The organism is Paraburkholderia sp. RAU2J (assembly GCF_003634845.1).
GTDB lineage: Bacteria > Pseudomonadota > Gammaproteobacteria > Burkholderiales > Burkholderiaceae > Paraburkholderia > Paraburkholderia fynbosensis.
On record NZ_RBXG01000001.1, the window covers coordinates 964,644 to 977,124 of the forward strand.

13 protein-coding genes and 1 tRNA gene are annotated in these 12,481 nt (G+C 62.0%); 2 read left to right on the top strand and 12 right to left on the bottom strand.

The annotated features are described in order from the left end of the window. The first annotated feature begins 43 nt into the window (after positions 1 to 43). On the top strand, positions 44 to 1,324 hold the full coding sequence (locus B0G69_RS04455; protein WP_121315829.1) for a TIGR03862 family flavoprotein: 1,281 nt from the start codon (positions 44 to 46) through the stop codon (positions 1,322 to 1,324). Positions 1,325 to 1,684: 360 nt separating this feature from the next. Here B0G69_RS04455 and B0G69_RS04460 read toward each other — a convergent pair whose 3' ends face one another. The 8 genes from B0G69_RS04460 to B0G69_RS04495 form a co-directional block, all read right to left on the bottom strand. After that, a complete protein-coding gene (locus B0G69_RS04460; RefSeq protein WP_121315830.1) occupies positions 1,685 to 2,809 on the bottom strand; it encodes a class I SAM-dependent methyltransferase in 1,125 nt (374 codons plus the stop codon). An 887-nt stretch (positions 2,810 to 3,696) separates the two neighbouring features. After that, positions 3,697 to 3,772, bottom strand: a tRNA-Thr gene (locus B0G69_RS04465). Positions 3,773 to 3,791: 19 nt separating this feature from the next. After that, entirely contained in the window at positions 3,792 to 4,313 is a 522-nt protein-coding gene (locus tag B0G69_RS04470) for a ClpXP protease specificity-enhancing factor (protein ID WP_121315831.1), read from the bottom strand. 68 nt (positions 4,314 to 4,381) lie between these two features. Further along, positions 4,382 to 4,993, bottom strand: a complete 612-nt coding sequence (locus tag B0G69_RS04475; RefSeq protein ID WP_006052302.1) for a glutathione S-transferase N-terminal domain-containing protein — start codon at positions 4,991 to 4,993, stop codon at positions 4,382 to 4,384. A 95-nt stretch (positions 4,994 to 5,088) separates the two neighbouring features. Further along, positions 5,089 to 5,844, bottom strand: coding sequence for a cytochrome c1 (locus tag B0G69_RS04480; RefSeq protein WP_121315832.1), 756 nt, complete (start codon positions 5,842 to 5,844; stop codon positions 5,089 to 5,091). A 22-nt stretch (positions 5,845 to 5,866) separates the two neighbouring features. Then, positions 5,867 to 7,246, bottom strand: coding sequence for a cytochrome bc complex cytochrome b subunit (locus B0G69_RS04485; RefSeq protein ID WP_121315833.1), 1,380 nt, complete (start codon positions 7,244 to 7,246; stop codon positions 5,867 to 5,869). Next, the gene (petA, locus tag B0G69_RS04490) at positions 7,246 to 7,869 is read right to left on the bottom strand and encodes a ubiquinol-cytochrome c reductase iron-sulfur subunit (protein WP_121315834.1); all 624 of its coding nucleotides are present in this window, start codon (positions 7,867 to 7,869) and stop codon (positions 7,246 to 7,248) included. The genes B0G69_RS04485 and petA overlap by 1 nt, the downstream gene beginning before the upstream one ends. Positions 7,870 to 8,088: 219 nt before the next feature. Next, positions 8,089 to 8,835, bottom strand: coding sequence for a Nif3-like dinuclear metal center hexameric protein (locus B0G69_RS04495; RefSeq protein ID WP_121315835.1), 747 nt, complete (start codon positions 8,833 to 8,835; stop codon positions 8,089 to 8,091). A 19-nt stretch (positions 8,836 to 8,854) separates the two neighbouring features. Here B0G69_RS04495 and B0G69_RS04500 point away from each other — a divergent pair, with 19 nt between their 5' ends. Then, entirely contained in the window at positions 8,855 to 10,075 is a 1,221-nt protein-coding gene (locus tag B0G69_RS04500; protein WP_121315836.1) for a Do family serine endopeptidase, read from the top strand. Positions 10,076 to 10,217: 142 nt separating this feature from the next. Here the strand turns inward: B0G69_RS04500 and tatC are convergent, their stop codons facing one another. From tatC to B0G69_RS04520, 4 genes are all read right to left on the bottom strand, one after another. Next, positions 10,218 to 11,000 (bottom strand): twin-arginine translocase subunit TatC, encoded by a 783-nt coding sequence (tatC, locus tag B0G69_RS04505; RefSeq protein ID WP_121315837.1) that lies wholly within the window; start codon positions 10,998 to 11,000, stop codon positions 10,218 to 10,220. 34 nt (positions 11,001 to 11,034) lie between these two features. Continuing rightward, positions 11,035 to 11,553 (bottom strand): Sec-independent protein translocase protein TatB, encoded by a 519-nt coding sequence (gene tatB, locus B0G69_RS04510; RefSeq protein WP_121315838.1) that lies wholly within the window; start codon positions 11,551 to 11,553, stop codon positions 11,035 to 11,037. Positions 11,554 to 11,592: 39 nt separating this feature from the next. Beyond that, entirely contained in the window at positions 11,593 to 11,832 is a 240-nt protein-coding gene (tatA, locus tag B0G69_RS04515; protein ID WP_121315839.1) for a Sec-independent protein translocase subunit TatA, read from the bottom strand. A 262-nt stretch (positions 11,833 to 12,094) separates the two neighbouring features. Next, on the bottom strand, positions 12,095 to 12,460 hold the full coding sequence (locus B0G69_RS04520) for a histidine triad nucleotide-binding protein (protein ID WP_121315840.1): 366 nt from the start codon (positions 12,458 to 12,460) through the stop codon (positions 12,095 to 12,097). Between the last annotated feature and the right edge of the window lie 21 nt (positions 12,461 to 12,481).

Sequence of the window (12,481 nt, forward strand, 5' to 3'; positions counted from 1 at the left end):
GGCAGGCGCGCCGCTTCTTCCTTCCGCTTATCCGCAGGACCGCATGCGCTCTTCCTTGGATTCCGCCCGTGTCGCCGTGATCGGCGGCGGCCCCGCCGGCCTGATGGCAGCCGAGGCACTCGCCCGGCAGGGCGTGCAAGTCGACGTCTACGACGCGATGCCGTCGGTCGGCCGCAAGTTCCTGTTGGCGGGCAAAGGAGGCATGAACATCACGCATTCGGAGTCGCGCGAGCCGTTTCTCGACCGCTACGGCGCGCGCCGCGAACGGATCGCGCCGCTGCTGGACGTCTTCGGACCCGACGCGCTGCGGGCGTGGTTGCAGGATCTGGGGGTCGACACTTTCGTCGGCAGTTCCGGGCGCGTGTTTCCCACCGATATGAAAGCCGCACCGATGCTGCGCGCGTGGCTGCATCGGCTGCGTGAGACGGGCGTGCGGTTTCATATGCGGCACAAGTGGCGCGACTGGGGTCCCGACGCGGAGGACGCCATCGCGCACACGCTGCGGTTCGAGACGCCCGACGGCGAGCACACCGTGAGTTGCGATGCCGTCGTGTTCGCGCTCGGCGGCGCAAGCTGGCCGCGCCTCGGATCGGACGCCGCGTGGGTCCCGCCGATGGCCGCCCGTCAGGTGCCGGTGACGCCGCTGCGGCCGGCGAATTGCGGCTTCGACGCCGACTGGAGCCCATATCTGCGCGAGCGTTTTGCCGGTCAGCCGATCAAGCCGGTCGCCATCACGCTGACCGACGTAGACAATAAAGTCCACAGTCGACAAGGTGAAATACTTCTGACCGAAACGGGCCTCGAAGGGAGCCTGATTTACGCGATGTCGGCGACGATCCGCGAGCGGATTCTGGCCGACGGCGAGGCGACGATCGCGCTGGATCTGGCGCCAGGCTTGACGCTCGAGCGAGTCGTCGCGGACGTGACGCGGCCGCGCGGCTCACGCTCGATGGCAAGTCACCTGCACGGAAGAATCGGGATTGGCGGCGTAAAACTGGCTTTGCTGCACGAGATTTTGTCGAAGGAGGCGTTTGCCGACGCAAACGGCCTCGCGCATGCGATCAAGGCGCTCCCGGTGCGGTTCACGCGCGCCCGGCCTATCGCGGAAGCGATCAGCACCGCTGGTGGGATCCCGTTCGAGGCGCTCGATGCGCATCTGATGATCGAGCGGCTGCCCGGCTTGTTTTGTGCCGGGGAGATGCTCGATTGGGAGGCACCCACTGGCGGTTATCTGCTTACGGCCTGTTTTGCCAGTGGATTGGTGGCCGGCGCGGGGGCTGCGGCGTATCTGAAGGCGCTTAAGGCGCGCGGCGCGCTGGCGTGATGCCGCCGCGGGTTGCCGCTTTCTGGTCTCGCGGCAGCACGCCTCACCATTTCTTCCGCCGTCCGGTCAACTGAGGTGCTCTGGGCGCTATAACAGGACGGCAGGCGCGTGGCGTATCGCACGCTTCAAGACGCAAGACACACCGGCGCGATGCGCAGAGACGCAGCGTTCTCGTTTCGCGGCACACGCACCTGTTGCCGACTTTTTGCCCGCCAATGCGCTTTTGGCACCACAACGACGGCGCTGCCGTGTGGCGTATCACGAGGTTTCCCGGGACGCGAGGCGCGTCAGCGTGATGTGCGACGCGCCGCCTCTCAGCCGCGCCAACGCATCGCGCCCCGCCTCACCCGCCTCATCCGCTTAACGCGCCTTGAGACGCCACAACGACGTCACCTCGGCCACCCGCGCCGCGTGTAGCGCATCGGTCTCATCGGTCGACTTCGGATGGAGCGGGCGAATATCCTCGCGTCCCACCACCGTCAGTCCGGCCTTTTCGATTGCGGCAAGCAGCCATTCGCGCGACCGCAAGCCGAGATGCTCGGCGAAATCCGACAGGATCAGCCAGCCCTCTCCGCCCGGCGACAAATGCTCCGCGAGGCCCTTCAGGAAGCCGAGCAGCATGCGGCTTTCCGGATCGTAGACCGCATATTCGATCGGTGAGGCGGGTCTTGCCGGCACCCATGGAGGATTGCACACGACGAGCGGCGCCCGGCCTTCGGGAAACAGATCCGCCTGCACGACCTCGACCTGCTGGTCGTAGCCGAGGCGCGTGAGGTTCGCGCGCGCACAGGCGAGCGCTCGCGGATCCTGATCGGTTGCGACGATTTTCTTTACGCCGCGTTTGGCGAGCAGCGCGGCCAACACGCCGGTCCCGGTGCCGATATCGAACGCCTTGTTCAGCGACGGCAGCGGCGTGCGCGCGACGAGATCAACGTACTCACCACGCACCGGCGAAAACACGCCGTAGTGGGGATGGATGCGCTCGCCGAGCGCGGGAATCTCGACACCCTTCTTGCGCCACTCAAACGCGCCAATCAGACCGAGCAGTTCGCGCAGCGACACGACCGACGCCTCGTCGTTGGGCGGGCCGTAGGTTTCCGTACAGGCCTGTTGCACGTCGGGTGCGCGGCGCAGTGGAATCCCGTAAGCGGCGTCGAGCGGAATCAGGATCATGCCGAGCGTGCGCGCGCGTTGCGACTGCGCCTGACGATGCAGGTTGAACGCGTCGACCGGCGTTTCGCCGTGCTTGCGCGGTTTGCGCTCGAGCCGGCGCGTGACCGCCTGGAGCAACTGACGAGCGTTCTGGAAGTCGCCGTTCCACAGCAGCGCGGTGCCTTCGCAGGCGAGGCGGTAGGCCGAGTCGGCGGTGGTACGGTCGTCAGCGACGATGACACGTTTGGGCGGCGGCACGGCGGCTTCGGAACGCCAGCGTGCGGTGCGGGGGCCGTCGGCTTCGGGCCAGGTAATGGTTGCGGGGCTGGTCATGGTGAGGTGGGATCGGTGTTGCGGAAGCGACGTGCGGAAAACGTTGCGTCGTTGGGGGCGCGGCCCGCCGGAGTACTTGTTAGCGATGCCGACTGACGCCCGAATAGTACCTCTGTCGCGCGGTTTCACGGTGCGCTATTCGCGGACGGGCGGGATTGGAGCGGGGCGTCGGCGTACGAAATGTGGACAAAAAAATCCACAATCGACAAGGTGAAAGAGATATGGTGATTTTGAGCCGTTGGCGGTCTCACCGATACTGTGCGCAAAGGCTCGATAAGACCAACCGGCGGCCTTGATGGCGAAAGGCGTGAGCGATCCCGCACCGTGCTGTCGGCGCCATCGCACGCAAAGGCACTTCAATCACCAAGCCGGCCTGCGACGACAATTGCCGATACACGTCGTTTTCTCGACGCTGATCCAATATTCATTTTGTGGGACAGAAAAGCTTTAATGCCGAGAATATGCAAAATGCATAAATAGAGAATCGACTGCCTATTGCGTAACGCGACGTTTTAACATCGACTTCAATGAGCAAATAGACAGACGCGTATCCTCTCGGTATAGTTCTCACTAGTAACAATATGGCTGAAAAAAGAACCTGAGAGATCAAAAGTGGCGCGGCGTGATAGTCCGCCTAGCGCCCCAGTCAGACAAATAGGCCGTCCTTCAGTTGCGGACCCGTCGCGGTCCGCAACTCGTCTTTTTAACGTTTAATCGCCATTAGCCATCTTTTGGCGTTCAACGCATTCAAGCTCGTTTCCATCCGCAATACGACCATTTGTGCATCCCGGCAGGATCAGGTTAATCGCACGCCAGTGAATTGAATTGCGGACCCGCAAATAAAAAAACGGGGTTTCTGATTGAACAGAAACCCCGTTTCGTACTACTGGTGCCGGCTGCAGGACTCGAACCCGCCACCTCATGATTACAAGTCAAGCGCTCTACCTGATGAGCTAAGCCGGCATGAGGCCGTGATTCTACTTCATTTTACGATCTTGAGGCGAGCCCTTCCGCCACCTTTCGAACCATCATCGTCCGGCTGGGGGACGTTCGTCGCGCTATCCGCCTTCGTCGCAGTTGCGTCACTCGCCGGCGACGTCTCGACCGCGCGCGGCGCTGCGGGCGCAGCCGGCGCTGCGGCCTCGTCCGCCGGGACCGCATCGGCGCCGGAATCCTGCGCTTCGCCGCCCGCCGACTCGACCGGAAACGCCATACCCTGGCCGTTTTCGCGCGCATAGATCGCGAGAATATTCGCGACCGGCACCTCGATCTTGTGCGACTTGCCGGAAAAACGCGCGCTGAACTCGATCCACTCGTTGCCCATCTGCAACTGGCTGGTCGCCTCGAAGCTGATGTTCAACACGATCTCGTTGTCGCGCACGAACTGACGCGGCACGCGCGTCTGATTGTCGACCCGGACCGCGATGTGCGGCGTATAGCCGTTGTCCGTGCACCACTCGTAGAGCGCGCGCAGCAGGTAAGGCTTCGTGGAAATCTCTTGCATCAACAGTCCTCTTACCGGGCTTGGGCCCGCGCAACGAGCTGCGCGGCGCCCTCACCCCAAAGCCAAACTCAACGACGCATCACCTTTTCCGAAGGCGTCAGCGCTTCGATATAAGCCGGGCGGCTGAAAATGCGCTCGGCGTACTTCATCAGCGGTGCAGCGTTCTTCGACAGCTCGATGCCGTAGTGATCCAGACGCCACAGGAGCGGTGCGATCGCGACGTCGAGCATCGAGAACTCTTCGCCGAGCATGTACTTGTTCTTCAGGAAGATCGGCGCGAGCTGCGTCAGGCGATCGCGGATCGCGAGACGGGCCTTCTCGTGATTCTTCTCGGCGGCCTTGCCCTTCTCGTTTTCGAGCGTGCCGACGTGCACGAACAGTTCCTTTTCGAAGTTCAGCAGGAACAGACGGGCGCGGGCGCGCTGCACCGGATCGGCCGGCATCAGTTGCGGATGCGGGAAGCGCTCGTCGATGTACTCGTTGATGATGTTCGATTCGTACAGAATCAGGTCCCGTTCGACGAGAATCGGCACTTGACCATACGGATTCATCACGGCGATGTCTTCCGGCTTGTTAAACAGGTCGACGTCGCGGATTTCGAAGTCCATGCCCTTTTCGAACAACACCAGCCGGCAACGCTGGGAGAACGGGCAAGTTGTGCCGGAATACAGAACCATCATGTTTACGTTTCCTCAAAAAGCTGAAGGGCCAGCGCACGGAAAAACCGTTCAGCAGGTTTCTCCTGGCGCCGGCCCCACGCCGGGTGACGGCGTGATTATTTGATATGTTTCCAGTACGCGGCGTTCAGTCGCCAGGCGAAAAAGCTCAGGATACCGAGGAACAGCAGCACCCACACGCCAAGCTGTTTGCGGGTTTTCTGCGTCGGTTCGGACATCCATGACAGGTACGACACGAGGTCGGCCACAGCAGAATCATAATCTACCGGCGACATCGTCCCCGGAGTGAGCTGCTGGAAGCCGACAAATTTGTGTACCGTCTCGCCAGTTTTTTCGTCCGTTTCGTCACCGAACTTCGCTGCACGTTGCCCCTGAAGCTGCCACAGCACGTGAGGCATGCTCACGTTCTCATACACCAGATTGTTCCAGCCGGTGGGCCGCGTATTGTCGCGATAAAAACTGCGCAAATACGTGTAGAGCCAGTCCTTGCCTCGCGCCCGCGCTTCCACCGACAGATCCGGCGGCGCCGCCCCGAACCACGCTTTCGCGTCGTCCGGGCGCATCGCCACGGTCATCGTGTTGCCGACCTTGTCGGTGGTGAAGAGCAGGTTCGCCTGAATTTCGCTCGGCGCGATGCCGATATCGGTCAGGCGGTTGTAGCGCATCAGACTCGCACTGTGGCAATTCAGGCAGTAGTTTACAAACAATTGCGCGCCGTGCTGCAAAGAAGCGAAATTCTCCGCGTTATCCGGCGCGCGGTCGAGATGGAAATTCTCGTCCGCGTGAGCCGGAGCGGCCAGCACCGCGAGCAGTGTCGCGCCGATTAGCGCGCACGTCGAAAGCAGTTTCTTCATTTCGTGTTCTCCTGGCTCGCGATTAGTGAGGCTTGAACCGCACGCGTTCGGGCGGCTGCTTGAACTTGCCAAGCCGCGTCCAGAACGGCATGCCGAGGAAAAACGCGAAGTAGATCAGCGCGCACACCTGAGCAATCAACGTCGAGGCAGGCGACGGCGGCCTGGTGCCAAGGAAGCCCAACGTCAGGAAAGCGAGCACGAAGATCCCGTAGAACACCTTGTGAAAAAAGGGCCGGTAGCGGATCGATTTCACCGGCGAGTGGTCGAGCCACGGCAGGAAGAACAGCGAGATCACCGCGCTGCCCATCACCACCACGCCCCAGAACTTCGACTCGGTGAAGGCCATCGCCAGTATCACCAGCACCGCGAGCGCGGGCAAGCCGAGCTTCCACTTGCCGCGCGCGCGCACCAGCGCGAGCAGGCCGAGCAGCGCGATCACGATCATCAGCACGATCTTGAACGGATCGGTGGTGGCGCGCAGCATCGCGTAGAAGGCTGTGAAGTACCACACCGGCGCGATTTCCGGCGGCGTCTGCAGCGGATTGGCCGGCACGAAGTTGTTGGCTTCGAGGAAGTAGCCGCCCATCTCCGGCGCGAAGAAGATGATCGCCGCGAAGATCAGCAGGAACACCGTCACGCCCATGAAGTCGTGCACCGAGTAGAACGGGTGGAACGGAATGCCGTCGAGCGGCACGCCGTCCGGGCCTTTCTTCGCCTTGATCTCGATGCCGTCCGGATTGTTCGACCCCACTTCATGCAACGCGACCAGGTGGGCGATCACGAGGCCCACGAGCACCAGCGGAATCGCGATCACGTGAAACGCGAAGAAGCGGTTCAGCGTGACGTCCGAGACCACGTAGTCGCCGCGAATCCACAGCGACAGATCCGGGCCGATGAACGGGATCGCCGAGAACAGGTTGACGATCACCTGCGCGCCCCAGAACGACATCTGCCCCCATGGCAGCAGATAGCCGAAGAACGCCTCGGCCATGAGGCTCAGGAAGATCAGGCAGCCGAAGATCCACACCAGTTCGCGCGGCTTGCGGTACGAGCCGTACAGCAGCCCGCGGAACATGTGCAGATACACCACGACGAAAAACATCGACGCGCCGGTGGAGTGCATATAGCGGATCAGCCAGCCCCACGGCACCTCGCGCATGATGTACTCGACCGACGAGAACGCAAGCGTCGCGTCGGGTTTGTAGTTCATCGTGAGGAAGATGCCGGTGACGATCTGGTTGACCAGCACCAGCAGCGCGAGCGAACCGAAGAAGTACCAGAAGTTGAAGTTCTTCGGCGCGTAGTACTCGGAAACGTGCTTCTTCCAGGTGGAGGTCATCGGGAAGCGCCGGTCGATCCAGCCGACCAGCCCGGTCGTCTCTACTTCGTGGTCGCTCGCCATTACGCTTCTCCTTTCTCGTCCTTCCCAATCACGAGGCCGGTGGCCGACGTGAACATGAAGCGCGGGATATCGAGGTTTTGCGGCGCGGGTTTGTTCTTGAAGACCCGGCCGGCCATGTCGTAGGTCGAGCCGTGGCACGGGCACAGGAAGCCGCCTGGCCAGTCGTCCGGAAGATTGGGCTGCGCGCCCGGCTGGAAGCGCGGCGTCGGCGTGCAGCCCAGATGGGTGCACACGGCGACGGCGACTAGAAGATGCTTGTTCTCGGCGCGTGAACGGAATTCGTTGTTGCAGTACTCCGGTAACGGCATCGAAAAGGGATTCTTGCTGAGAGGATCCGCTACCTGGTTATCGGCTTTCTGGACGTCGGCGAGCATCTGGTCGGTGCGGTTGATGATCCACACCGGCTTGCCACGCCAGGCGACGGTCATCATGTCGCCGGGCTTGAGATTGCCGATATCGACTTCGACCGGGGCGCCTGCTGCCTTGGCCTTTTCAGATGGTGCAAACGAACTAACAAAGGGTACGACAATGGCAACACCTCCGATGCCACCTGCTACGGTCGTCGCTACCAGCCAGTTACGGCGGCTGCCGTCGACGACGCGTTCATCTTCCTTGTCTCGCATCACACGCCCCACTTCTGAGTTGGATTTTTCCTTCACGTCGCTTCTACCGCCGCTAGTTTGCGCGAATGGAGTCGCCATTTACAAGGGCCGATTGCCAAAAACCGTGCGAAGCCCTTGATAACTCAGGGTTTCTCCGTACGGATCGCAAACTTTTTTTACTTCCTTTTAAGTGCCCTCTGCGTTATTCGTGCCTTTTTCTTCTTTAATGCAAATCGCAATTCAAACTGGATTAGGGATATCGATAAAGAGGTGTTCCATATCGAACTGCTCGGACAGGTGCTTGCCCACCGCCTGCACGCCGAAGCGCTCGGTTGCATGGTGTCCGGCCGCGAGAAACGCGACGCCGCTCTCCGCCGATGTATGCATTATTGACTCCGAGACTTCGCCGGTCAGGTAGACGTCGGCGCCCGCGTCGATCGCCGCGTCGAACATGCCTTGCGCGGCGCCCGTGCACCAGCCCACGCGCCGCAGTTCGCGGTCCGGATCGCCGAACACGAGCGGCGTGCGGCCGAGTGTCTGCTCGATTTCCGCAGTGAAGTGTGCGAGCGTGATCGGCATCGGAAAAGTGGCGAGCCAGCCGAGACCGTTCTCGCCGAAGCGAGCGTCGCTGATCCAGCCCATCTTCGCGCCGATCTGCGCGTTGTTGCCGAATTCGGGGTGGTCGTCGAGCGGCAGGTGATAGGCGAACAGGTTCAGGTCATTGCCGATCAGCAGTTTCAGGCGCGCATGTTTGCGCCCGGTGATCTGCGGCGCTTCGTTGCGCCAGAAGTAGCCGTGGTGGACCAGCACGGCGTCCGCGCCCCAGTCGAGCGCGGCCTCCAGGAAGGCCACTGACGCGGTCACGCCGGTCGCGAGTTTATTGATCCGGCGTCGCCCTTCGACCTGCAATCCATTGGGGCAATAGTCCTTGAAGCGCGCGGTTTCAAGAAGATTGTTCAAGTACAATTCAAGTTCGATCCGATCCATATAAACCTCTAGTCTTCAGATGCTTAGACGCTTTTGGCTGTTCTTTGCCCAAGCGGTGACTGTGCTGTTGGCGCTGATGTTCATCATTGCGACCCTCAAACCGCAGTGGCTCCAGCGTCAAGGGCAATTCGGCAAGCAACTCGCCGAACCGATCGTCGCCCTGCGGGAAGTGGCGCCAGGCATCGGCAGCGGCCCCGCCCAGGCGTCATACGCGGACGCCGCGCAAAAGGCCATGCCCGCGGTCGTCAATGTGTTCTCCAGCAAGGATGGCTCACTGCCGCCCGATCCGCGCGCGAAAGATCCGCTGTTCCGTTATTTCTTCGGCGACAAGAACAAACGCAATCAGCAGGAGCAACCGGCATCCAACCTCGGCTCCGGGGTGATAGTGAGTTCGGAAGGTTACATTCTAACGAACCAGCACGTCGTGGACGGCGCCGATCAGATCGAAATCGCCCTGGCCGACGGCCGCACCACCAACGCCAAGGTGATCGGCATCGATCCTGAAACGGATCTGGCCGTGCTCAAGGTCAACATGACCAACCTGCCTACCATCACGCTGGGCCGCATGGACCAGACGCGCGTCGGCGACGTGGTGCTCGCGATCGGCAATCCGTTCGGCGTCGGCCAGACGGTGACGATGGGCATCGTCAGCGCACTCGGGCGCAATCACCTCGGCATCAACACGTTCGAAAACTTCATTCAGACCGACGCGGCGATCAACCCGGGCAACTCGGGCGGCGCTCTCGTCGACGAGAACGGCAACCTGCTCGGCATCAACACGGCGATCTATTCGCGCTCGGGTGGCTCGCTCGGCATCGGCTTTGCGATCCCCGTGTCGACCGCGCGCAGCGTGCTGGAGAGCATCATCACCACGGGTACGGTCACGCGCGGCTGGATCGGCGTCGAGCCGCAGGACGTCACGCCGGAGATCGCGGAGTCGTTCGGGCTCGATCAGAAGTCGGGCGCGATCGTTGCGGGCGTGCTGAAGGGCGGCCCTGCCGACCGCGCGGGCGTCAAGCCGGGCGACATCCTGATAAGCGTGAACGGCCAGGAAATCACCGACACCACGCGCTTGCTGAACGTCATCGCGCAGATCAAGCCGGGCACGGCCGCGAAGGTGCATCTGGTGCGCAAGGGACGCGAGATCGATCTGGACGTGACGATCGGCAAGCGCCCGCCCCCGCCGAAGCAGCCGGTCGAAGATAACGGCGGCGGCGACCAGGACGACGACGCAGGCTAAGGCAGAGGAAAGTACGCAGCGGGTCGCGCAGGGCATAGCGAGCGACCCGCCGGCCCCGGAAGCAAAAAGGGCAGTCCGCGACGGGCTGCCCTTTTTGCTTTGCGCGGGTCCTGATTTCCTGCAAGCCCCGGCGGGTGGCAATTCAACCCGGCGGAGAACTCGCGTCTTCGACCACGATCGGCTGCTTGCGGACAATCAGGCGCGCAGCAATGATCCCCGCTTCGTACAGCACGATCAGCGGAATCGCCAGGATCAGTTGCGAGAACACGTCCGGCGGCGTCACCACGGCCGAGATCACGAACGCGCCGACGATCACATACGGCCGGATCTCCTTGAGCTTCTTCAACGTGACCACGTTCATGCGAACCAGCAGCACGACGACGATCGGCACTTCGAATGTCACGCCGAACGCGATGAACATCGTCAGTACGAAGCTCAGGTAGTTGTCGATGTCGGTGGTCATTTCCGCGCCGAGCGGCGCGTTGTAGTGCGCCATCACGCGGAAGATGGTCGGGAACACCACGAAGTACGCGAACGCCATCCCGCACAGGAACAGCGTGTAGCTGCTGGCGACGAGCGGCCCCACCAGCTTCTTCTCGTGCTGATAAAGCCCCGGCGCGACGAACGCCCAGATCTGGTACAGCACGATGGGCAGCGCGATCACGAACGCGACCAGCATCGTCACCTTCATCGGCACGAAAAACGAGCCGGTGACGTCGGTGACGATCATCTTGCCGTCCTTCGGCAGGTTCTGCATCAGAGGACGTGCCAGCAGCCGGAAAATGTCCGGCGCCCAATAGACGAGTCCGATGAACACCACGATGACGGCAAGGCCCGCGCGGATGATGCGGTCGCGCAATTCGACGAGGTGCGAAATGAAGGTCTCTTCAGTGCCTTCGTTCTGGGTATGCTGGGGGTCGCTCACACCGGCCCTCGGTTAGAGATTGTCGTTCTGATCATCAGAAGAACCGCGTCGGACGACGCAGGGTGGCGGGCGTATGCCGCGCGACACGCGCCGCCCCCGATTGCACGCGCGTGCGACGCGTGGTGGCGCGTTTGTACCAGGTGGGCATGGCGGTCTGCTTGACGCGCCAGTTCTTGCGCCTGGGCGCCGTGGCCGGCGTGCTGCTGTGCCACGACGAATTGCCGGCGTCTTCCAGCGCGCCGCCGGCAATGCTCGGCGACACCGACGTGCCGCTGTTCCACGCGTCGTTCAGTTCGCTCTCGTGCTTGCGCAGATTGTCCTGAACGGAGGTTTCGACATTGCTCGCGGCCGTTTCGAACTCGGTCTTCATGCGCCGCAATTCGTCGAGCTCGATTTCGCGCGTGACTTCGGACTTCACGTCGTTGATATACCGCTGCGCGCGGCCGAACAGCGCGCCAGCCGTGCGGGCAACGCGTGGCAGGCGCTCCGGTCCGAGTACGACCAGCGCGACGACGCCGATCAGCGCCATCTTGGTTAGACCGAGGTCCAGCATGAAGTGGAATGTCCGTCAGTAACGCGGATGAGCCGCGGCTTAGCGGTAATCGCCAGAACGCGGCGCTTTTTCCTTCGCCTCCACATCCACCGCGCCGTTGCGCGGCAGTTCGCGCTGCTGCGCGTCACCTGCCGGCGTTTCGGCTTCCTTCACGCCTTCCTTGAAGCCCTTCACCGCGCCGCCCAAGTCGGCGCCGATGTTGCGCAGCTTCTTCGTGCCGAACACGAGTGCCACGATCAACAACACGATCAGCCAATGCCAAATGCTCAACGAACCCATGACTACTCTCCTTAACCCCGACACCGCACCGCGATGCGGTAAAAAATTCATGCGCCTTGCGGCGACCGAAGCGCGTGCGCTTGCTCTGTCGCTTGCGCTTCCTCTATACGTGGCCGCGGACTGTTCCGATTCAACCGGCGACAGGGCGAATGTCATTGTGGCCGAACCGTCGCGTCGTCGTTATTACAGTGCTTAAAAACGACAGCCGCGCTATTGTCCACGACCAAAACTCGCAGCCGACGCGTGTGACCCCGCTTTTGCGTCAGCCCATCCGTCGCCAGGGGCGCGGTCCCGCGAGAATGTGCGCATGCAGGTGATATACCTCCTGTCCGCCGCCGGGACCGGTGTTGATTACCGTGCGAAAACCCGTTTCGCCGCCGGTGTAGGCAACCCCGAGCTGGTCGGCCAGACGCGCCACCAAAACAATCATTCTACCAAGGAGAGTCGCATCGCTTTCGGTGCAATTCGACAGCGTGGCGATATGCTTGCGCGGGATCACCAGCACATGCGTGTCGGCGGCCGGATGGATGTCGCGGAAGGCAACGAACTCTTCGTCTTCGTGGACTTTGGTCGACGGAATCTCGCCAGCGGCGATCTTGCAGAAAAGGCAGTTCGGATCGTGACTCATCGTATTCCTGACGCGGTATGA